Raw genomic sequence first — 18,138 nt, 5'->3', positions numbered from 1 at the left:
ACCATGGATCGCAAGCTGCTCGACCTGCTGGTGTCGCCGGACACCCGCCAGCCCCTGTCCCTGCTGGATGGCAAGGGCCTGGAAGCCCTCAACAAGGCCATTTCCGCCGGCGCGGTGAACAAGGCCGATGGCAACCCGCTGGCGCAGCCGCTGCGCGAAGCGCTGGTCACCCGCGACCGCAAGCAGGTGTTCCGCGTCGACGACGGCATCCCGGTGCTGCTGGCCGAGGAAGCCATCCCGACCGCCCAGATCGCCGACTTCCCGGCCGCATGAGCGCGCTGCCGACGCCGGATGCGGCCGTTGTCGCCGCCGATGTCGCGCGTGCGCTGGCCGAGGACCTGGGCAGCGGCGACGTCACCGCTGCGCTGCTGCCCGACCAGGCCGACAGCGCTTACCTGCTGTGCAAGCAGGACGGAGTGATCGCCGGCCGCCCCTGGTTCGACGCCACCCACCGCGCGCTCGACCCGGACGTGCGCATCGAATGGCGTGTCTCCGAAGGTGACGCAGTCACTGCCGGCACCGTGCTGGCCCTGCTGCACGGGCGCAGCCGCAGCCTGGTCAGTGCCGAGCGCACCTCGCTGAATTTCCTGCAGACGCTGTCCGGAACCGCCACCACGACTGCCCGTTACGTGGCCGCCGTGGCCGGTACCGGTACGCGCATCCTCGACACCCGCAAGACCCTGCCCGGCCTGCGCCTGGCGCAGAAGTACGCAGTGCGCTGCGGCGGCGGCGAGAACCACCGCTTCGGCCTGTACGACACGGTGATGCTGAAGGAAAACCACATCCGTGCCGCCGGTTCGCTGGCCGCGGCCGTGGCCGCCGCACGCCGGCAATGGCCTGGGCTGCCGCTGGTGGTTGAAGTCGAGGATCTGGCGCAGCTGCGCCAGGCGCTGGAAGCCGGTTGCGAACGTATCCTGCTGGATGACTTCAGCCCCGACCTGCGCCGCGAGGCCGTGCGCATCACGGCGGGCCGCATTCCGCTGGAAGTCTCCGGCAGCGTTGGACTGGGTGGCCTGCGTTCGATCGCCGAAGACGGCGTGGACTGCATCTCCATCGGTGGACTGACCAAGCATGTGCAGGCCATCGATCTTTCGTTGAAGCTGGGCCCGCCGCCGGGTTGAGGGCGGGCTTGGGGTCAGATCCCTTTTCCATTGGAAAAGGGATCTGACCCCGTTCTCACACCCAGCGTTCACGACGGCGCTGCGACGCTGCGGCCATCCCCCACAGGAGCCGCGCATGCGCCGGATGCTCTTGCCTGCCTGCCTGCTGCTCGCTGCAGCCCCGCTGTCCGCCGCAGCCGCCGAAGCCTGCGATGTTCCGCCCCGCTTCGGCTTGAGCCCGTTGGCGGTGGCCATCCGCAATACCGCCTGCAACGAGCACCGGTTGTGGTTCCGGCCCTTCATCGATCGTGATGGCCGCGCCGCCAGCCTCAGCGTTACCGAGGCCGAAAGCGATCACCTGGCCGACAATGGACTGATCGCCTGGCAGCGCGTGGCCGGCTACTGGCGCAACAGCGGCACGCTCAATGCGATGGGCAGCATCGCGGGGGCCAGCAGCTGCCTGGCCCCGTTGGGCACGCGCTACACCGACAGTGACTGCCGGGCGTTCCTGATCGACAACCCATGGTCGGCTGCCTTCATTTCCTGGGTGATGGTGCGCGCCGGTGTTCCGGGCTTCAACACCTCGCCACGCCATATCGACTACATCCGCGCGGCCTACCAGGGCGGCCCATCGGGCGTACCTTACCGGCTGGTCGACCCCGCCACCGCCAAGCCCGCGCCCGGCGACCTGCTGTGCTTCCTGCGTGACCGCAGTACCACGCTCAGCTACAGCGGGCTGGTACAGGCGCTGGGCAATGGCTCGGTGGGCCACTGGAAATCGCATTGCGAAGTAGTGGTGGCGGCCAACCTCGGCGGCGACCAGACGCTGTACCTGGTTGGCGGCAACGTAATGAACACGGTGGCGATGCGGTTGCTGCAGCTTGATCGTACCGGGCTGATCAAGCTGCCACCGGCGCGCGAACGCAACAGCACTGGCATTGACCCCAGCTGCACCCCGGGGCGTGAGGAAGAATGCAGTTTCAACCGCCAGGACTGGGCCGCCCTGCTGCAGCTGACTGCGACTTCACCGCTGGTGATGCCCTCGCCCACTGCCACGCCGTTGCAACCCACGCCGGTGCCGCAACCGACCAGTGCGCCCGCACAGCCGGTGACGGACGAACCTCGACCGACCCGCTGATGCCGGCGCTTGATCCAGCGCGCGTTCGCCGCCATCTTTGCGGGATCGAACTCTGACGGCTAACGCCATGCCCACCCTGCTGCTGTTGCTGATTGCCGGCGGAATCATCTACTTCTTCTGGAACGCTGCGCGTTCGGCCGCCGAGCGCGCTGTCGAGCTGGGTCGCAACGCCTGCCGCGCAGCCGATGTGCAATGGCTGGACCAGGCGGTGCACGCCACCGGCCTGCGCCTGTCGCGCGGCGAAGATGGCCGGCTCGGCTTCGAGCGCACCTTCAAGTTCGAGTATTCCTACGATGGCATCGACCGCCACGTCGGGCGCATGGTGCTGCGCGGTGACCAGCTGATTTCGTTCACCGGCCCGGGGGCGGCGCGGATCAGCCAGATCCGGCCGGATGTGGAGGATGCCGAGGATGTGTAAGGACTGAAGGTGTGCCGACCAACGGTCGGCACCCACTCAATCCCTGCACCCACCGGTGAATCCTGCAAAGAAAAACGCCGCCCATCGGGGCGGCGTCGGAAACATTATTTGACCACGCGCAGGTTCGGGCGGCCCTTGGGCGGCGGACTGGCCGGCGGCGTATCGTCCGGCGGCGTACCTTCATCGTGCAGCAGTTCATCACTGGTCGGAGCGGTGTCGTTGCCCGGAATATCGTCCGGCAGCGCCATGCCCTGCCCGGTCTCGCGGGCGTAGACGGCCAGCACGGCGCTGATCGGTACCTGCACCGGATAGCTGGTGCCGGAGAAGCGCGCCGAGAAGCTCACCATCTCGTTGTCGATCATCAGCCGTACGACGGCACGCTCGGCGATGTTGAGCACGACCCGGCCATCCTTGACCGCCGAAGGCGGGACCTGCACGCCGGGAACGCCGGCGTCGACCAGGATGTGCGGGGTCAGCTGGTTGTCGTTGATCCATTCCACCAGCGCCCGCAGCAGGTACGGGCGGTGGCTGGTCATGTGGAAGAAGTCTTCGGTCATGCGTGAAGTGTACGCGCCCGGCGCCCTGCCGGGGCGGATCGCCTGCACGCCGGTCGGCGTGCAGACGGGTAACGCATGGCCGGATCAGACCGGCAGATCGCGCAGCTTCTTTTCCTGGTCGGTCAGGCTGCGGACGAAGCCGGGATGGCGGAAGATGCGGTTGCCGTAGTCTTCGATCGCCTTGCCGTCCTTCGGCAGCGGCACATCCAGCGACTGCAGGCGCCAGATGATCGGCGCCATCGCGCAGTCGGCCAGGCTCATTTCCGGGTTGAGGAAGAACTTGCTGGCCTTGAACAGCGGCAGCGAGGCGGTCAGCAGTTCCTTCAGGCGCTTGCGCCCGGCCTCGGCCTGGGTCTTGTTGCCCAGCTGGATGGCCTGCACCTGCGGCACCCAGTCGTGCTCGATGCGCAGCATCGCCAGGCGAATACGTGCGCGTGAGAGCGGATCGACCGGCATCAGTGGCGGATGCGGATAACGCTCATCCAGGTACTCGCTGACCACCGATGCGGCGTACAGCACCAGCTCGCGCTCGACCAGGGTCGGCACCGAATGGTACGGATTGAGGTCGATCAGGTCTTCAGGCGGGTTCTGCGGATCGACCGGAACGAAGTCGAACGTGACCCCCTTGGCCGCCAGCACCAGGCGTACACGGTGGCACAGCACATCGTCGTTCGAGGAAAACAGCGTCAGTGTATTGCGCATGCGTACGCTCGCCGCCATCAAAGGCTCTCCCACGACAGGAGACCGCCTGCCGCATCGGCGCCGCCGGCACCGTGCCAGCGATCGACTCCTCCCCGAGTGTGCAACCGACCATCACAAAAGCCAATAGGCCCGTGCGATGGCCGGCGGCAGAATCAGTGAACGTCCTTCCAGTATTCCTTCTTCAGCAGGTACAGCAGGAAGGTCAGCAGGGCCAGGAACAGGATCACCCACACGCCCAGCTGCTGGCGCTTGAGCGCGGCCGGTTCACCGGCATATTCGAGGAAGTTGGTGATGTCCCGCACGGCCTGGTCGTACTGCCCGGCATCGACCGAACCCGGTGTTTCGATCTTCAGGCCGGTCACCGGCGGGTCCATCCCCGGCGCTTCAGGCTTGCCATGCACGGCATGCTGCAGGCCCTGCATCTCCCACAGCGGGTTGGGCATGGACGCGTTGGCGAACAGCGCGTTGTTCCAGCCCAGCGGCCGGCTGCTGTCCAGGTAGAACGACTTGAGATAGGTGTAGACCCAGTCGCTGCCGCGCACGCGCGCGATCAGGCTGAGGTCCGGCGGCATCTTGCCGAACCACTTCTCGGCGTTCTCCTTGGGCATCGCCACCGGGATCGGGTCGCCGATCGCCGAGCCGGTGAAGTTGAGGTTGTTCATCACCTCCTCTTCGGTCAGGCCCAGGTCCTGCGCCATCCGCGAATAGCGCAGGTACTTCAGCGCGTGGCAGCCGGAGCAGTAGTTCATGTACAGCTGCGCGCCGCGCTGCAGCGAGGCCCGGTCACCCAGGTCGTTGCCGGCCTGCAGCAGCTTGGTGCCACCTTCGGCGGCGGAGGCCAGGAAACTGCCCAGCATCAGGGCGGCCGTCAGGGCCAGCCGGACCATCCAGCGATCAGTCATGGGTGGTCACCCTCTCCGGTACCGGCTTGGTCTTGTCCAACCGTGTCCATAGCGGCATGGTGATGAAGAACGCGAAGTACAGGAAGGTCAGCACCCGCCCGATGTAGGTCTCGTGCACGTCAGTGCCCGGACCGGAGCCGATCACGCCCAGCCACACGAAGCACACCGCCAGCACGCCCAGCATCACCTTCGAGATCCAGCCGCGGTAGCGCACCGACTTCACCCGCGCCTTGTCCAGCCAAGGCACCAGGAACAGGATCGCGATGGCCGAGAACATCACCAGCACGCCGCCCAGCTTGTTCGGCACCACACGCAACATCGCGTAGTACGGCGTGTAGTACCAGACCGGCTTGATGTGTTCCGGGGTCACCAGGCGGTTGGCCTCGGTGAAGTTGTCGTGTTCCAGGAACAGGCCACCGAAACCGGGCGCGAAGAAGATGATGAAGGCGGCGATGATCAGCAGGAAGCCGGCGCCGACGCCATCCTTGAGCGTGTAGTACGGGTGGAACGGAATGCCGTCGGCCGGCGCGTTCGGCGACCAGCGGTTGCCCTTCGGCCCCTTCTTGATCTCCACGCCATCGGGGTTGTTCGAACCCACTTCGTGCAGTGCGCCCAGGTGCAGTACCACCAGCAGCAACAGCACCAGCGGCAATGCGATGACATGCAGCGCGAAGAAGCGGTTGAGCGTGGCGTCACTGGGCAGGTAATCGCCCATGATCCACTCGGTCAGGCCGTTGCCGATCACCGGTATCGCACCGAACAGCGAGATGATCACCTTGGCGCCCCAGAACGACATCTGGCCCCACGGCAGCACGTAGCCCATGAAGGCTTCGGCCATCAGCACCAGGTAGATCAGCATGCCGAGGATCCACACCAGTTCGCGCGGCTTCTGGTAACTGCCGTACAGCAGGCCGCGGAACATGTGCAGGTAGACCACGATGAAGAACAGCGAGGCCCCGGTGGAGTGCATGTAGCGGATCAGCCAGCCCCACTCCACGTCCCGCATGATGTATTCGATGGAGCCGAACGCCTCGGCGGCGTTGGTCTTGTAGTGCATCGTCAGGAAGATGCCGGTGACGATCTGGTTGACCAGCACCAGCAGCGCCAGCGAACCGAAGTAGTACCAGATGTTGAAGTTCTTCGGCGCGTAGTACTCGCTGACGTGCTTGCGGTAGACCGGCATCAGGCCGGGCGCACGGGCGTTGACCCAGTCGGCGACGCCGCTGGCGGTACGGCTGAGGATATTGGCCATCAGGCAGCCCCCTGCGGATCGACACCGATGATGATGGTGTTGTCGTCCTGGTAGTGGTGCGCGGGCACCTTCAGGTTGATCGGTGCCGGCACGTCCTTGAAGACGCGGCCGGACATGTCGAAGCGCGACTTGTGGCAGGGGCAGAAGTAGCCGCCCTTCCACTGCGGGTCGTAGGGCTCGGGCCGGATCTCGGCGACCATTTCCGGCGAGCAGCCCAGGTGCGTGCACAGGCCGACCAGCACGGAGATGTCCGGCTTGATCGAGCGCAGCTCGGGGTTCTGCTTCAGCACGTAGTCCGGCTGCTGGTCCTTCTCGCCGGACTCGGGGTCCTTGAGACGGCCATCCAGCCCGTGCAACGCATCGAGGATGGCCTTGGACCGCTTGACGATCCAGATCGGCTGGCCACGCCATTCCACGATCAGGCGTTGGCCTTCCTGCAGGGCGCTGATGTCGGCCACCACCGGTGCGCCGGCAAGCTTGGCGCGGGCACTGGGGTTCCAGGATTTGATGAAAGGAACTGCGGTGAATCCGACGCCGACGGCGCCCACCACGGCTGTGGTGGCAGAAAGAAAACGCCGACGTCCGGTGTTGACTGGATCGTGTACCCCATCGTTGGCCATCCGGCACTCCGATATTGATTAGGTAGCTTTAAGGCTGCCAGCGGATCCGGTGGGGGCCAGAGCCGCATTGAATCATGGGCGAGTGTAGCGGAACCGTCGCGCGCCACACAACGCGGTGCAACAATATTTTGAAGCGCGTGCCGACTAACAGTCGGCACCTACCTGTTCGAGGGGTTGCCGGCCAGCGACCGGCACTACCGGCTGCTTGCCGCTTCGCTCGCCAGGCATGGCCTGGCGCTACTGCTTGCTCAGGGCGGTGCGGTAACGTTCGGCCAGCTGCCCGACCCGGCGCACGTAGTACTGGGTCTCGCTGTAGGGCGGCACGCCACCGTGGCGGTCGACCGCGCCCTCGCCTGCGTTGTAGCCGGCCGCGGCCAGGGTCAGGTCGCCATTGAAGCGCTTCAGCAACCACGCAAGATACTGCACGCCGCCACGGATGTTCTGCCCGGCGTCATAGGAATCGCTTACGCCGAACCGCGCGGCGGTCGGCGGCATCAGCTGCATCAGGCCCTGTGCACCGGCACGGCTGAGCGCGGTCGGGTTGTAGGCCGACTCGGCATGGATGATGGCGCGCACCACCGCCTCTTCCACGCCGAACTCGCGCGCAGCCGAAGTGATCTCGGCCTGGAAGGCCGAGGTGTTCAGCCGCACCGTGCCGAAGTCCACGCGCGGGTTGACCCCGCAGGCGTAGCAGCGCTCCATGAAGCTGTAGCGGATGGTCCGTACCGGGCCAAGATTGGCCACCTGGGTCGGGCGCGCACTGGTGTAGTGCCGCACGCCGTCCTTCATGAAGGAATAGACCTGGCCACTGACCATGCGCCCGGCGCGCGAGGCCGTCGCTGCCGCGACCGGGGCTGGCGCAGCCGGCGCCGGTGCGACCTGGGGCGGCGCAGCGGCGCTGGCCGCCACGGCGACCGGATTGCGTTCGATGCTGGCGACAGTGGTCGGCGCAGGCTTCGGTGCAGCCACCACCGGGCGCGGTGCCGGGCGGGCATCACGGCTGTAGCTGATGGTGCTGCAGCGCGCGCCGGCCACCCGCTTGCTCACATAACTGGTGACGCCGTCGGCGCCCTGGCACTTGTACAGGGTTCCAGCGCTGGCCGGCGCAGCGGTCAGCGCAGCGATGATGATCGCCGTTGTCCCCAGTATCCCCTTCATGGCGGCGAGTGTCCCAGCTTCGCCGGGGCTTGCCAAGCGATGTGGCTCAGCCTGTGACCGGCGGCACAGCCAGCAGCTGGCCGAGGCCCGCCAGGCGCTGCGCCAGTTCGTCGCGCAGGCCCGGCGGGGTGGTCCAAAGCGCCACAGGTATGCGGTCCAGGCTGAGAATCTGCGCCAGCATCATGCCGCGGCTCTCGGCCCCCATGCGCAGCAGGCAGTGGTCGGGGCCATCCGCTTCCAGTACTCCACACCACGGCGGGATGCGGCCTTCCAGCTCGGAATGGCTGCCGGCCAGGCGGAGGATGGCCTGCAGCGCGAACGGCGCCTGGCTGACCGCCTGCCGCACCATCACGTCCGGGGGCGCTGGCGTGCGCCGATGCAGGCCCCGCTCGGCGCATTCGCGCACCGCTCCCATCCGGTCCACGCGCAGGGTGCGCCAGTCCTGGCGTCCCAGGTCCCAGGCCAGCAGGTACCAGCGCCGGCCATAGTTGACCAGATGCTGGGCCTCGACCTCGCGCTGGGTGACCGCGTCCTGCGCGCTGCGGTACTCGAAGGCCAGCCGTGACGCCTGCCGGCAATGCTGCGCCAACCGGCCAAGCAGGCGCGCGTCGGTGGCGGGCAGATCCGACAGGGTGGCGGTGGCGGCATGCACTTCGCCGGCCTGCTGGCGACGGCGGGTGGGCACCAGCGGGTCGAGCTTGGACAGCAGGCCACGCGCGGTGTCATCGATGCCGGCAACGGTGGCCGAGGCCGCGCGCAGCGCGATGGCCAGCGTGGTCGCCTCTTCTTCGTCCAGCAGCATCGGCAGGACCGGTGCACCCGCCCCCAGCTGGTAACCGCCCCCTACCCCGGCCGAGGCCTGCACCGGATAGCCCAGTTCGCGCAGTCGCTCGATATCGCGGCGGATGCTGCGCCGGTCCACACCCATGCGCTCGGCCAGCTCGGCCCCCGACCACTGGCGGCGGGCCTGCAGCAGGGCGATCAGACGCAGCAGTCGATGGGCGGTATGGCGCATGAAGGATCGAGGACAGAAGTCGTCCGCAATAGTGCCTCAGGATGGCACCCAGTTCACCACCCACCGCAAGGAGCAATGCCATGACCTCACGCCAGATCACCCTGTACCACGCCGCCCGTTCACGCTCGAGCGGCGCCGTGGCCCTGCTCGAAGCGCTGGGCGCCGACTACCACATGCAGGTGCTGGACCTGAAGGCCGGCGCCAATCTCGCCCCGGCCTACCTGGCCATCAACCCGATGGGCAAGGTGCCGGCCATCGTCCACAACGGCGCGCTGGTGACCGAGCAGGTGGCGATCTATCTGTACCTGGCCGACCTGTACCCGGAAGCCGGGCTGGCACCGCCGATCGGCGACGCCCTGCGCGGCCCCTACCTGCGCTGGATGGCGTTCTACGGCGCCTGTTTCGAGCCGGCGATGATCGACAAGGCGATGCATCGTGAACCGCCGCCGCGCCTGATGTCGCCCTACAACGACGCCGAGACGGTGCTGCAGGTGATCGAGGCCCAGCTGGCGCAGGGCCCGTACCTGCTCGGCGAGACGATGAGCGCCGCCGACGTGCTGTGGGGCAATGCGCTGGCCTGGACCACCGCCTTCGGCCTGGTGCAGCCGGCGCCGGCAACGGCCGACTACATCGCCCGGATGAGCGCGATGACCGCCTTCGACCGTTCGCGGCAGATCGATGCGGAGCTGGCAGCGGCGTAAGGGTGCCCGCCGGGCTTCCTTTGTAGCGCCGAGCCCACGCTCGGCTGGTTTCAGTGGAGCCAGGCCATGCCTGGCTGCCCCATGGGAAGCGGGAAGAGCAGCCGAGCGTGGGCTCGGCTCTACAAGAGCGCGCGGCGGGCGGCGTGGGATGCGGGTAGAATTGCCCGCTTTCCCGCCACCCGAATGGATTAAGCGCCATGACCGGGACGCCAGACGTCTTTCCGCCCGCCACGCCGGGCGGTACCCCGCTCGTTGCCCTGCCCGCCGGTCCGCGCAAGCCCGACCAGGTGAAAGGCAAGCTGTACATCAAGACCCACGGTTGCCAGATGAACGAGTACGACTCGGCCAAGATGGCCGACGTGCTTGCCGCCAGCGATGGCCTGGAACTGACCGACAGCCCGGACGACGCCGACGTCATCCTGGTCAACACCTGCTCCATCCGCGAAAAAGCGCAGGAGAAGGTGTTCAGCCAGCTGGGCGTGTGGAAGGGCCTGAAGAACAAGGGCCGCGAGGTCATCATCGGCGTGGGCGGCTGCGTCGCCTCGCAGGAAGGCGAAGCGATCATCAAGCGCGCGCCGTTCGTCGACCTGGTGTTCGGCCCGCAGACCCTGCACCGCCTGCCGGAACTGATCCGTGCCCGCCGCGAGCAGAAGCGCCCGCAGGTGGACATCAGCTTCCCCGAGATCGAGAAGTTCGACCGCCTGCCGGAGCCGCGCGCCGAAGGTGCTTCTGCGTTCGTGTCGATCATGGAAGGTTGTTCCAAGTACTGCTCGTTCTGCGTGGTGCCCTACACCCGCGGCACCGAAGTCAGCCGCCCGTTCGAGGACGTGGTGGTGGAGGTGGCGCAGCTGGCCGCGCAGGGCGTGCGCGAGATCAACCTGCTTGGCCAGAACGTCAATGCCTATCGCGGCCCGTATGGTGATGGCGAATTCGCCGACCTCGGCCTGCTGATCCGTACCATCGCCGAGATCGACGGCGTCGGCCGCATCCGCTTCACCACCTCGCACCCGCTGGAGTTCAGCGATTCGCTGATCGATGCGTTCCGCGACGTGCCGCAGCTGGCCAACTTCCTGCACCTGCCGGTACAGGCCGGCAGCGACCGCGTGCTGTCGGCGATGAAGCGTGGCTACACCGCGCTGGAATTCAAGTCGAAGATCCGCAAGCTGCGCGCGGTGCGTCCGGACATCTCGATCAGCTCGGACTTCATCGTCGGCTTCCCCGGCGAGACCGATGCCGATTTCGAGAAGACCATGAAGCTGATCGAGGACATCGGCTTCGACCACAGTTTCTCCTTCATCTATTCGCGCCGCCCGGGCACCCCGGCGGCCGACCTGGAGGACACGATCAGCGATGCCGAAAAGCACGCGCGCCTGTCGCGCCTGCAGGAGCGCATCAATGCACACGCCGCCGGCATCTCCGAGAAGATGGTCGGCACCGTGCAGACCGTGCTGGTGGAAGGTCCTTCGCGCAAGAACCCGAACGAGCTGACCGGCAAGACCGAGAACATGCGGTCGGTGAACTTCCCGGCGCCGGCGCGGCTGATCGGCCAGTTCGTGGATGTGGTGATCACCGAAGCACTGACCAATTCGCTGCGTGCGCGGGTGGTGGCGGAGTAAATCCAAGGGTCGGATCTCCGCAGGGGCTCCGACCTGCCGGCACGATCCATGGGGTCGGAGCCCCTGCGGGGATCCGACCCCTGCCCTCAATCCAGGCGCTTGCGGAAGCGCAGGATCGCCAGCGTCATCATCACCACGATGAAGGCCAGCAGTGCCAATGCGTCGTGCCACAGCTCCCACAGCGAGGCACCGCGCAGCATGATGCCGCGCACCAGGCGCAGGAAATGGGTCAGCGGCAGCACTTCGGCCAGCCACTGCACCGGCCGCGGCATGCCGGCGAACGGGAACATGAAGCCGGACAGCAGGATGGACGGCAGGAACAGGAACAACGTCATCTGCATCGCCTGGAACTGCGAGCGCGCGCGCGTGGAGATCAGCAGGCCCAGCGCGAGGTTGGCCAGCACCAGCAGCACCGCAGCCAGGTAGATGTCCAGCAGGCTGCCGCGGATCGGCACCTGGAACAGCCAGGTGCCCAGCACCAGCACCAGCGTGGTCTGCAGCAGGCCGATCGCTGCGTAGGGCAGCACCTTGCCGACCATCAGTTCGCTGCGCGATACCGGCGTGGCGATCAGCAGTTCCATGTTGCCGCGCTCGCGCTCGCGCACCACCGCCACCGCCGTGAACATCACCAGGGTCATGGTCAGGATCACCCCGATCAGCCCCGGCACGATGTTCACCGCCGAGCGCCGCTGTGGGTTGTAGAAGCTGGTCACGCTGACCTGTCCACTGGCGATGCTGCCTTCGCGCAGCGGCCGCGTGTTGCTGGTCGGGCGCGTATCCAGCGGCACCTGGGCCAGCTGGATCGCCGCGCTCTGCACCACGGTGTCGCTGCCATCGACCAGCACCTGTACCGCTTCGCGCCCATCGAAACGGCGACGCTCGAAATCGGCCGGCACCACGATGCCGACACTGATCTCGCCGCGGCGCAGTGCCTGCATCAGCTGGTCCGGACTGTAGGCTTCGCTGCGCGGGGTGATCACACCGGTGGCGACCATGTCCTGCACCAGCGCGCGCGAGGCCGCACTGTTGGCCTGGTCGGCCACACCCGCATCAAGGTGGCGCAGGTTGAGGTTGATCGCATAGCCGAACAGCAGCAGCTGCATCACCGGAATGCCGACGATCATTGCCAGCGTGATGCGGTCGCGGCGCAGCTGCCGCAGTTCCTTGAGCATGATCGCCCACAGCCGGCGCAGGTTCATGCCGCCGGCTCCCGGCCACGGCCGCGGGTGGCGGCGACGAACACGTCTTCCAGGTTCGGCGCCACCGCGTCGATGCGGGCCTGCGGATCGGCACTGGCCAATGCGCGCTGCAACGTGGCCATGTCGGCGGCGTCTTCACTGCACAGTACGCGCAGCTGCGTGCCGATCTGCGCCACGCTCAGCACGCCAGGCAGTTCGGCCAGCGCGCGGCTGGCCTGGCGCGGCTGCGAAGAGGTGACCTGCAGCGTGCGCCCCTGCAGCCGCGCGCACAGTTCGGCCGGCGTGCCATCGGCCACCAGCGCGCCACGATCAAGGATCGCCAGACGGTGGCAGCGCTCGGCTTCATCCATGTAGTGGGTCGAGACCAGCACGGTGGTGCCGGCGTCGGCCAGTTCGAACAGCGCCTCCCAGAAATCGCGGCGCGATTCCGGATCGACCGCACTGGTCGGCTCGTCGAGGAACAGCAGTTCCGGGGCGTGCACGACGGCACCGGCCAAGGCCAGGCGCTGCTTCTGCCCACCGCTGAGCGTGCCGGCCAGCTGCGGCTGCCGGTCCTGCAGCCGATACTGCTGCAACAGTGCATCGACGCGCTGCCGGGCCTGCGCGCGCGGCAGGTCCTGGATGGCGGCGAGGAACTCCAGGTTCTCGCGCACCGACAGGTCTTCGTACAGCGAAAAGCGCTGGGTCATGTAGCCGATGCGCCGGCGCAGCGCCTCGGCCTGTTCCGGCACGGCCAGGCCGAGCACCTCGATCTGGCCCGCGCTCGGTTCCAGCAGGCCGCACAGCATTCGGATCGTGGTCGACTTGCCCGAGCCGTTCGGGCCGAGGAAGCCGTAGACCTGTCCGCGCGGCACGGTCAGGTCGACGTTGTCCACGGCCAGCAGATCGCCAAAGCGGCGGGTCAGGCCCTGCGCATGCACCGCAATGTCGCCGCCGGTGTTCAGAAGCTCACCTGCACCGGCACTCCCGCCGGCAACTTCTGCATGTCGGCAGCGTCGTCCACTTCGATCTCGGCCAGGTAGCTCAGCCGCGCCACGTCGTCACCGGTCAACGCGTAGTACGGCGTAAATGAAGGCTCGCTGCGGATCGAGCGCACATGCCCCTTCAACGCGGCTCCCTGCCCTTCCAGATGAACCTGCGCGGCCTGCCCGACCTTGACCTGCAACCGTAGTGGCTGCGGCAGGTAGACGCGCGCATAGGGGCGCTCGCCGACCAGCATCACCGCCAGCGGTGCGCCGATCGGCGCCTGGTCGCCCTGCCGGTAGGGTAAGGCATCGACGACGCCATCGCGGGGCGCGCGCAGCTGCAGCTTCCGCAGGTTGACGCCCTGCACCACCTGCTGCGCCTGCGCAGCGTCCGCCGCCGCCTGGCCCTGGGCGATGTCCTGCGCCCGGCTGCCATGCACCAGTTCCAGCCACGCCTGCTCGGCGGCACGCACGCTGGCCTCGGCATTGCCGGCGGCGGCCCGTGCGCGGTCCAGCTCGGCGGCGGCGATCAGGCGCTGGCGTGCCAGCGGCTGCACCCGCCGGTAGTAGGCACTGGCTTCGGCAGACTGCGCCCGTAACGCGGCCAGCTGTGCCTGGGCCTGTGCGATCTGTTCCTGGCGCGGTCCGATCTTCAGCTCTTCCAGCTGCGCCTGCGCGCGCACCGTGTCGGCCTGGGCGGCGGCAAACTGCGCGTCGCCGCGCGCTGGGTCGAGCTGCATCAGCACCGCACCGGCCTTGACCTGTTGGCCCTCGCGCACCTCCACCGTAGCGATCACCTCGGCCGCCGGCGCCGGCACCGTGATCCGATCCCATTCCAGCGTGCCCAGTGCAACCGGAGGCGCCTGGCCACAGCCTGCCAGCAGGGCAAGGCCTGCCAGTCCGATTCCACGTGTCCAGCTACCGGTGTCCATGCCATCCCCTCCTGCGACGGCGCCACGGTGCCATGCGCCCCGTGCACCCACAATGATTGCAATCAGCCATGGTGTTTTTTTCACCGCCGGCTGCCGGGCCTTTTACCGCAAGGCTCCGCGCCACCTATCCACAGCTTGGTTCAGCATCATTCCACAGCCGGTGTGGAAAACCGGCGGGAGGTGGCCGTATTGGGTGCCTGGCAGCGGAACATGCGCTGCCGTCACACGGGCCGACCGGCCGTGACGGTTTTTTCACCACCACCTCATGGACCTTGTGGCACAAGCACTGCGAGGGCCTATCCACAGGTTTTCGCGCACCCCGTCCACACCGGGTGTGGAGAACCGCGTATCGGCCTGCTGCTGGCCGTGCGCCCCGTGCGCGCGCTACCCTTGTCTCCCCTGAATACACTGCGGTGGAAGGCGTCCGCCCCACCCGAAGCAATGAAAAGCATCGAGCATCGAGACTTCACCCTGTCGCCGGAAGACAACGAACGGCTGGCCAACCTGTGTGGCCCGTTCGACGGTCATCTGCGGCAGATCGAACTGAAACTCGGCGTGGAAATCGCCAACCGTGGCTTCGTGTTCCGCATCAGCGGGCCGAACGAGGCCATCGTCGAGGCGCAGAAGCTGGTCGAGGCACTGTACGCCGAGACCACCGAGACCACCTTCGACAACCACGCCATCCACCTGCGCCTGGCGCAGGCCAATGTCGAGCAGATCGCCGAGCGCTCCTATGAAGCACAGGAGGTGGCGATCAAGGTCAAGCGCGGCACGGTACGCGGGCGCGGTGCCAACCAGGCCCGCTACCTGCACCAGATCGCTACCCACGACATCAACTTCGGCATCGGGCCGGCCGGCACCGGCAAGACCTTCCTGGCCGTGGCCAGCGCGGTCGAAGCACTGAACGAATCGCGGGTGCAGCGGCTGATCCTGGTCCGCCCCGCAGTGGAAGCCGGCGAGAAGCTGGGCTTCCTGCCCGGCGACCTGAGCCAGAAGGTCGATCCCTACCTGCGACCGCTGTACGACGCCCTGTACGAGATGATGGGCGTGGAGAAGGTGGTCAAGCTGCTGGAAAGGAACGTCATCGAGATCGCGCCGCTGGCCTATATGCGCGGCCGCACGCTCAACGATGCGTTCGTGATCCTGGACGAAGCACAGAACACCACCATCGAGCAGATGAAGATGTTCCTGACCCGCCTGGGCTACGGCTCCACGGCGGTGGTCACCGGTGACCTGACCCAGACCGACCTGCCCAAGCACGTGAAGTCGGGCCTGCGCGATGCCATCGATGTGCTGCGCGACGTGGAGGGTGTCAGCTTCACCTTCTTTGAATCGCGCGACGTGGTCCGCCACCCGCTGGTCGCGCGCATCGTCAGCGCCTACGACCGCCGCGACCTGCATCAGATCCAACCTGGAGCAACTCCATGACCCGTGGTCCCGTGCGACTGGACGTCGCCGTCAGTTATGCCCTGCCGCGTGCCGGCCTGCCGGCGGCAGTGAGCTTCCGCAAGTGGGTGGCTGCCGCGCTGAAGGGCCGCATCCGCGAGGCCGACCTGGCCATCCGCGTGGTCGACGCCAAGGAAGGCCAGTCGTTGAACCGCCACTACCGTGGCAAGGACTACGCCACCAACGTGCTCAGCTTCCCGGCCGAGGTGCCCGAAGGCCTGCCCAAGGGCGTCAAGTTCCCGCTGCTCGGCGATCTGGTGATCTGTGCACCGGTCGTAGCGCGGGAGGCCGACGAACAGGGCAAGGCGCTCAACGCCCACTACGCGCACCTGACCGTGCACGGCGTGCTGCACCTGCTCGGCTGGGACCACGAGGACGACAAGGAAGCCGAAGCGATGGAACAGCTGGAACGCGAGATCCTGGCCGAGCTGGGCATCGACGACCCGTACGCGGGCGAGCGCTGACACCGGGCTCTGTTCCGAGCCCACGCACTCACGGAAGAGGAGCGCAGCATGTCCCTGCCCGCACTTGTGCTTGCCGCGCTACTGCAGTCCGGGGCTGGCCTGATGCCCGATCCTGACCGTCCCTCACCGTTCCCCACCAGTAACAGCGAGGCCGACATCACCGCAAAGATCGCCGAACTACGGGCGTTCTTTGGCAGCAACGAGCGCGACACCCGCAATACCGTCGCCACCGCCCAGCAACGGGCGCTGATCGACCGCCTGGAAGCCCGGCACGCGGCCCGCCTGGCCGGCCTCTGGGTGGACAATGCGACGGGCTGGAACGTTGTGGTGCGACTGACAGGCGCCGCACCCGAGGCCGATGAGACACACACAGGGGCGGATGGCCCGCAACGTGTGCACTACATCACCGGCGCCGCGATGACCGAAGCGGAGATGGAGCGCCGCCTGCATGCACAGCGGGACTGGCTGCGGGCCCAGCTGCCCGACTTGTTCGGCTATAGCCTGGATGTCAAGACCGGGGAGCTGGAGGTGGAACTCCGGGATACCCCAGCCAACCGCGCAACGGCGGCGACCGTGCGCGACCACCTGCAGGTGCAACTGGGCTACCCGGTCAGGCTGCGCTGGTATCCGGCGACATCGCAGCGGCGATCCCCCTGACCAACGTGGCCTGCGGGCGCCGGTCCGCGCGCTGCGCTATTGTTCGCCGCCAGGCATGGGGCGCAAGGAAACCAAGGATGACCTCGGACAACGGCTCGATGATGTTTACGCTCGGCGTGGGTCTTTTCGCCGTGCTGCTGGCGCTTGGCGCCTATGCCGTGCGCCGCATCAGCGCCCGCGACCCCAGCGGCAGGCATTGGCTGCTGCGCAGCCTGGCCCTGCTGTCGCCCCTCTGCCTGCTGACCGGCGCGGCGATCGGCCTGATCGGCCCGCATCTCAATGGCGAGCGGGAACCGGCCCATGCCCCCGGACTGTGGGGGGCGTCGATGATCCTGGTACTGGCGGGTGCGCTGACCCTGCCGGTGCTGTGGCGGATGCTGGTGCATCGGCACCTCGGCCGCCCGGCCAACGCGCTGCCGTTCTTCCACGCCAGCCGGTCCTCGCTGCTGGTGCTGTTCGTGCTGGCCCTGATCTACCTGAAAGCGAGCGGCAAGGCGATGGACGAGCTGATGCCCTGGCTGACCGGTCCGGGCCTGTGGCCGGCCGCCGTGCGTGCCGCAGCGCAAGCCATGCAGATCGCCATGACCTCGGTGGTGCTCACCCTGTCATTGATGGTGATACGGGCCTTGATGATCGCATTCGCCCGCCGTCTCACCGCACCGTTCAGGCGTACGCCGGAGCTATGATGGCCGCCCTCCGCCTGCGGAAACCGCTCGTGTCATTGCGCTGCTGCCTGCCCCTGCTGTGTGCCCTTGCGGCCCAGCCTGCCTTCGCCTCCAGCCTTGATCTCCCGGCCCTGATCGAATGCCGCCAGGGCGTGGCCGACCAGGCCGCGCTGGCGCCGTTGCTGGCCGACCCGCTGAAGGCCGTGGCCCAGGGCCTGCAGCCGCTGCCGCAGGGCAACCAGTTCATGAGCGAGTACCGCCTGGCCCAGCCGATCAGCGTGTTCGGCGTGAGCACCGAGCGGGTGGCGGTGGCCGGTGCCAGCGTCATGGCCGTCCTCGACCAGGCCGACCCACGGCCGCTGGCCAAGCGCCTGGCGCTGGAAACCGGCTACGACCAGGATGGCAAGTTCATGGCCGGCCGCGAGGTGGTCAGCCGCGATGTGACCGACGCGCGGACCGGCGAGGCCCAGATCGAGTCGATCATCCTCAGCGTCTCCACCGTGGCCTCCCACCCCGGCAAGACCCTGGCCGGCTGCACCTACAGCCTGGATCTGCCCGAGGAAGCGGCAGCCCCGGGCTCCCCTGCCCCGGCCACCGGCAGTCACTGACAGGCCGCCACATCCTGCTAGAC

General features: G+C 67.5%; 21 protein-coding genes. 11 read left to right on the top strand and 10 right to left on the bottom strand.

Annotation, left to right across the window (positions count from 1 at the left end):
• Positions 1–3: 3 nt before the first annotated feature.
• The 4 genes from QP552_RS07170 (at position 4) to QP552_RS07155 (ending at position 2,656) form a co-directional block, all read left to right on the top strand.
• Positions 4–273 carry a Trm112 family protein gene (locus QP552_RS07170; protein WP_005408847.1) on the top strand — a complete coding sequence of 90 codons (270 nt, stop codon included), beginning with the start codon at positions 4–6 and terminating at the stop codon, positions 271–273.
• On the top strand, positions 270–1,121 hold the full coding sequence (gene nadC, locus QP552_RS07165) for a carboxylating nicotinate-nucleotide diphosphorylase (protein WP_106549015.1): 852 nt from the start codon (positions 270–272) through the stop codon (positions 1,119–1,121). Before QP552_RS07170 ends, nadC begins: the two co-directional genes overlap by 4 nt.
• A gap of 115 nt (positions 1,122–1,236) precedes the next feature.
• Positions 1,237–2,238, top strand: a complete 1,002-nt coding sequence (locus tag QP552_RS07160; RefSeq protein WP_111112426.1) for a DUF2272 domain-containing protein — start codon at positions 1,237–1,239, stop codon at positions 2,236–2,238.
• Between the two features lie 67 nt (positions 2,239–2,305).
• Complete coding sequence (locus QP552_RS07155; protein WP_005415950.1) at positions 2,306–2,656, top strand: DUF3301 domain-containing protein; 351 nt, start codon at positions 2,306–2,308, stop codon at positions 2,654–2,656.
• Between the two features lie 104 nt (positions 2,657–2,760).
• On the opposite strand, the gene QP552_RS07150 is transcribed toward QP552_RS07155, so the two are convergent.
• From QP552_RS07150 to QP552_RS07120, 7 genes are all read right to left on the bottom strand, one after another.
• On the bottom strand, positions 2,761–3,213 hold the full coding sequence (locus tag QP552_RS07150; RefSeq protein WP_049432553.1) for a ClpXP protease specificity-enhancing factor: 453 nt from the start codon (positions 3,211–3,213) through the stop codon (positions 2,761–2,763).
• An 84-nt stretch (positions 3,214–3,297) separates the two neighbouring features.
• The gene (locus QP552_RS07145; protein WP_005408842.1) at positions 3,298–3,933 is read right to left on the bottom strand and encodes a glutathione S-transferase N-terminal domain-containing protein; all 636 of its coding nucleotides are present in this window, start codon (positions 3,931–3,933) and stop codon (positions 3,298–3,300) included.
• Positions 3,934–4,067: 134 nt separating this feature from the next.
• Positions 4,068–4,817, bottom strand: a complete 750-nt coding sequence (locus QP552_RS07140) for a cytochrome c1 (RefSeq protein ID WP_111112425.1) — start codon at positions 4,815–4,817, stop codon at positions 4,068–4,070.
• Complete coding sequence (locus QP552_RS07135) at positions 4,810–6,069, bottom strand: cytochrome bc complex cytochrome b subunit (protein ID WP_006429450.1); 1,260 nt, start codon at positions 6,067–6,069, stop codon at positions 4,810–4,812. Before QP552_RS07135 ends, QP552_RS07140 begins: the two co-directional genes overlap by 8 nt.
• Positions 6,069–6,689, bottom strand: a complete 621-nt coding sequence (gene petA / locus QP552_RS07130) for a ubiquinol-cytochrome c reductase iron-sulfur subunit (RefSeq protein WP_004151998.1) — start codon at positions 6,687–6,689, stop codon at positions 6,069–6,071. Before petA ends, QP552_RS07135 begins: the two co-directional genes overlap by 1 nt.
• A gap of 237 nt (positions 6,690–6,926) precedes the next feature.
• Entirely contained in the window at positions 6,927–7,847 is a 921-nt protein-coding gene (locus tag QP552_RS07125; RefSeq protein WP_111112424.1) for a lytic transglycosylase domain-containing protein, read from the bottom strand.
• 46 nt (positions 7,848–7,893) lie between these two features.
• Entirely contained in the window at positions 7,894–8,862 is a 969-nt protein-coding gene (locus tag QP552_RS07120; RefSeq protein ID WP_286075427.1) for a WYL domain-containing protein, read from the bottom strand.
• Between the two features lie 80 nt (positions 8,863–8,942).
• Here QP552_RS07120 and QP552_RS07115 point away from each other — a divergent pair, with 80 nt between their 5' ends.
• Complete coding sequence (locus QP552_RS07115; protein ID WP_286071512.1) at positions 8,943–9,563, top strand: glutathione S-transferase family protein; 621 nt, start codon at positions 8,943–8,945, stop codon at positions 9,561–9,563.
• A 197-nt stretch (positions 9,564–9,760) separates the two neighbouring features.
• The gene (gene miaB / locus QP552_RS07110; RefSeq protein ID WP_049399909.1) at positions 9,761–11,179 is read left to right on the top strand and encodes a tRNA (N6-isopentenyl adenosine(37)-C2)-methylthiotransferase MiaB; all 1,419 of its coding nucleotides are present in this window, start codon (positions 9,761–9,763) and stop codon (positions 11,177–11,179) included.
• A gap of 86 nt (positions 11,180–11,265) precedes the next feature.
• Here the strand turns inward: miaB and QP552_RS07105 are convergent, their stop codons facing one another.
• Genes QP552_RS07105 through QP552_RS07095 form a run of 3 tightly spaced genes read right to left on the bottom strand, consistent with a single transcriptional unit; the run spans position 11,266 to position 14,275 of the window.
• The gene (locus QP552_RS07105) at positions 11,266–12,378 is read right to left on the bottom strand and encodes an ABC transporter permease (RefSeq protein WP_008265309.1); all 1,113 of its coding nucleotides are present in this window, start codon (positions 12,376–12,378) and stop codon (positions 11,266–11,268) included.
• Complete coding sequence (locus QP552_RS07100; protein ID WP_286075426.1) at positions 12,375–13,298, bottom strand: ABC transporter ATP-binding protein; 924 nt, start codon at positions 13,296–13,298, stop codon at positions 12,375–12,377. Before QP552_RS07100 ends, QP552_RS07105 begins: the two co-directional genes overlap by 4 nt.
• A 20-nt stretch (positions 13,299–13,318) precedes the next feature.
• A complete protein-coding gene (locus tag QP552_RS07095; RefSeq protein ID WP_286075425.1) occupies positions 13,319–14,275 on the bottom strand; it encodes an HlyD family efflux transporter periplasmic adaptor subunit in 957 nt (318 codons plus the stop codon).
• Positions 14,276–14,716: 441 nt separating this feature from the next.
• Here QP552_RS07095 and QP552_RS07090 point away from each other — a divergent pair, with 441 nt between their 5' ends.
• From QP552_RS07090 to QP552_RS07070, 5 genes are all read left to right on the top strand, one after another.
• Positions 14,717–15,703, top strand: coding sequence for a PhoH family protein (locus tag QP552_RS07090; RefSeq protein WP_106550359.1), 987 nt, complete (start codon positions 14,717–14,719; stop codon positions 15,701–15,703).
• The gene (gene ybeY / locus QP552_RS07085; protein ID WP_005408831.1) at positions 15,700–16,185 is read left to right on the top strand and encodes an rRNA maturation RNase YbeY; all 486 of its coding nucleotides are present in this window, start codon (positions 15,700–15,702) and stop codon (positions 16,183–16,185) included. Before QP552_RS07090 ends, ybeY begins: the two co-directional genes overlap by 4 nt.
• A gap of 48 nt (positions 16,186–16,233) precedes the next feature.
• A complete protein-coding gene (locus QP552_RS07080; RefSeq protein WP_286075423.1) occupies positions 16,234–16,842 on the top strand; it encodes a hypothetical protein in 609 nt (202 codons plus the stop codon).
• 77 nt (positions 16,843–16,919) lie between these two features.
• Complete coding sequence (locus QP552_RS07075) at positions 16,920–17,528, top strand: hypothetical protein (protein WP_286075422.1); 609 nt, start codon at positions 16,920–16,922, stop codon at positions 17,526–17,528.
• Entirely contained in the window at positions 17,528–18,115 is a 588-nt protein-coding gene (locus QP552_RS07070; RefSeq protein ID WP_286075421.1) for a hypothetical protein, read from the top strand. Before QP552_RS07075 ends, QP552_RS07070 begins: the two co-directional genes overlap by 1 nt.
• Positions 18,116–18,138: the final 23 nt, after the last annotated feature.

Source organism: Stenotrophomonas sp. 59, from assembly GCF_030291095.1.
GTDB lineage: Bacteria > Pseudomonadota > Gammaproteobacteria > Xanthomonadales > Xanthomonadaceae > Stenotrophomonas > Stenotrophomonas maltophilia_Q.
This window is presented reverse-complemented; position numbering and strand designations above follow the sequence as displayed.

Coding starts and splice junctions, on each gene's coding strand:
- QP552_RS07070 (WP_286075421.1), top strand. CDS start 17,528: ATGGCCGCCCTCCGCCTGCGGAAACCGCTCGTGTCATTGCGCTGCTGC.
- QP552_RS07150 (WP_049432553.1), bottom strand. CDS start 3,213: ATGACCGAAGACTTCTTCCACATGACCAGCCACCGCCCGTACCTGCTG.
- QP552_RS07135 (WP_006429450.1), bottom strand. CDS start 6,069: ATGGCCAATATCCTCAGCCGTACCGCCAGCGGCGTCGCCGACTGGGTC.
- QP552_RS07160 (WP_111112426.1), top strand. CDS start 1,237: ATGCGCCGGATGCTCTTGCCTGCCTGCCTGCTGCTCGCTGCAGCCCCG.
- QP552_RS07140 (WP_111112425.1), bottom strand. CDS start 4,817: ATGACTGATCGCTGGATGGTCCGGCTGGCCCTGACGGCCGCCCTGATG.
- QP552_RS07095 (WP_286075425.1), bottom strand. CDS start 14,275: ATGGACACCGGTAGCTGGACACGTGGAATCGGACTGGCAGGCCTTGCC.
- nadC (WP_106549015.1), top strand. CDS start 270: ATGAGCGCGCTGCCGACGCCGGATGCGGCCGTTGTCGCCGCCGATGTC.
- QP552_RS07105 (WP_008265309.1), bottom strand. CDS start 12,378: ATGAACCTGCGCCGGCTGTGGGCGATCATGCTCAAGGAACTGCGGCAG.
- QP552_RS07155 (WP_005415950.1), top strand. CDS start 2,306: ATGCCCACCCTGCTGCTGTTGCTGATTGCCGGCGGAATCATCTACTTC.
- QP552_RS07120 (WP_286075427.1), bottom strand. CDS start 8,862: ATGCGCCATACCGCCCATCGACTGCTGCGTCTGATCGCCCTGCTGCAG.
- QP552_RS07075 (WP_286075422.1), top strand. CDS start 16,920: ATGACCTCGGACAACGGCTCGATGATGTTTACGCTCGGCGTGGGTCTT.
- petA (WP_004151998.1), bottom strand. CDS start 6,689: ATGGCCAACGATGGGGTACACGATCCAGTCAACACCGGACGTCGGCGT.
- QP552_RS07115 (WP_286071512.1), top strand. CDS start 8,943: ATGACCTCACGCCAGATCACCCTGTACCACGCCGCCCGTTCACGCTCG.
- QP552_RS07125 (WP_111112424.1), bottom strand. CDS start 7,847: ATGAAGGGGATACTGGGGACAACGGCGATCATCATCGCTGCGCTGACC.
- QP552_RS07170 (WP_005408847.1), top strand. CDS start 4: ATGGATCGCAAGCTGCTCGACCTGCTGGTGTCGCCGGACACCCGCCAG.
- QP552_RS07145 (WP_005408842.1), bottom strand. CDS start 3,933: ATGGCGGCGAGCGTACGCATGCGCAATACACTGACGCTGTTTTCCTCG.
- miaB (WP_049399909.1), top strand. CDS start 9,761: ATGACCGGGACGCCAGACGTCTTTCCGCCCGCCACGCCGGGCGGTACC.
- QP552_RS07090 (WP_106550359.1), top strand. CDS start 14,717: ATGAAAAGCATCGAGCATCGAGACTTCACCCTGTCGCCGGAAGACAAC.
- ybeY (WP_005408831.1), top strand. CDS start 15,700: ATGACCCGTGGTCCCGTGCGACTGGACGTCGCCGTCAGTTATGCCCTG.
- QP552_RS07080 (WP_286075423.1), top strand. CDS start 16,234: ATGTCCCTGCCCGCACTTGTGCTTGCCGCGCTACTGCAGTCCGGGGCT.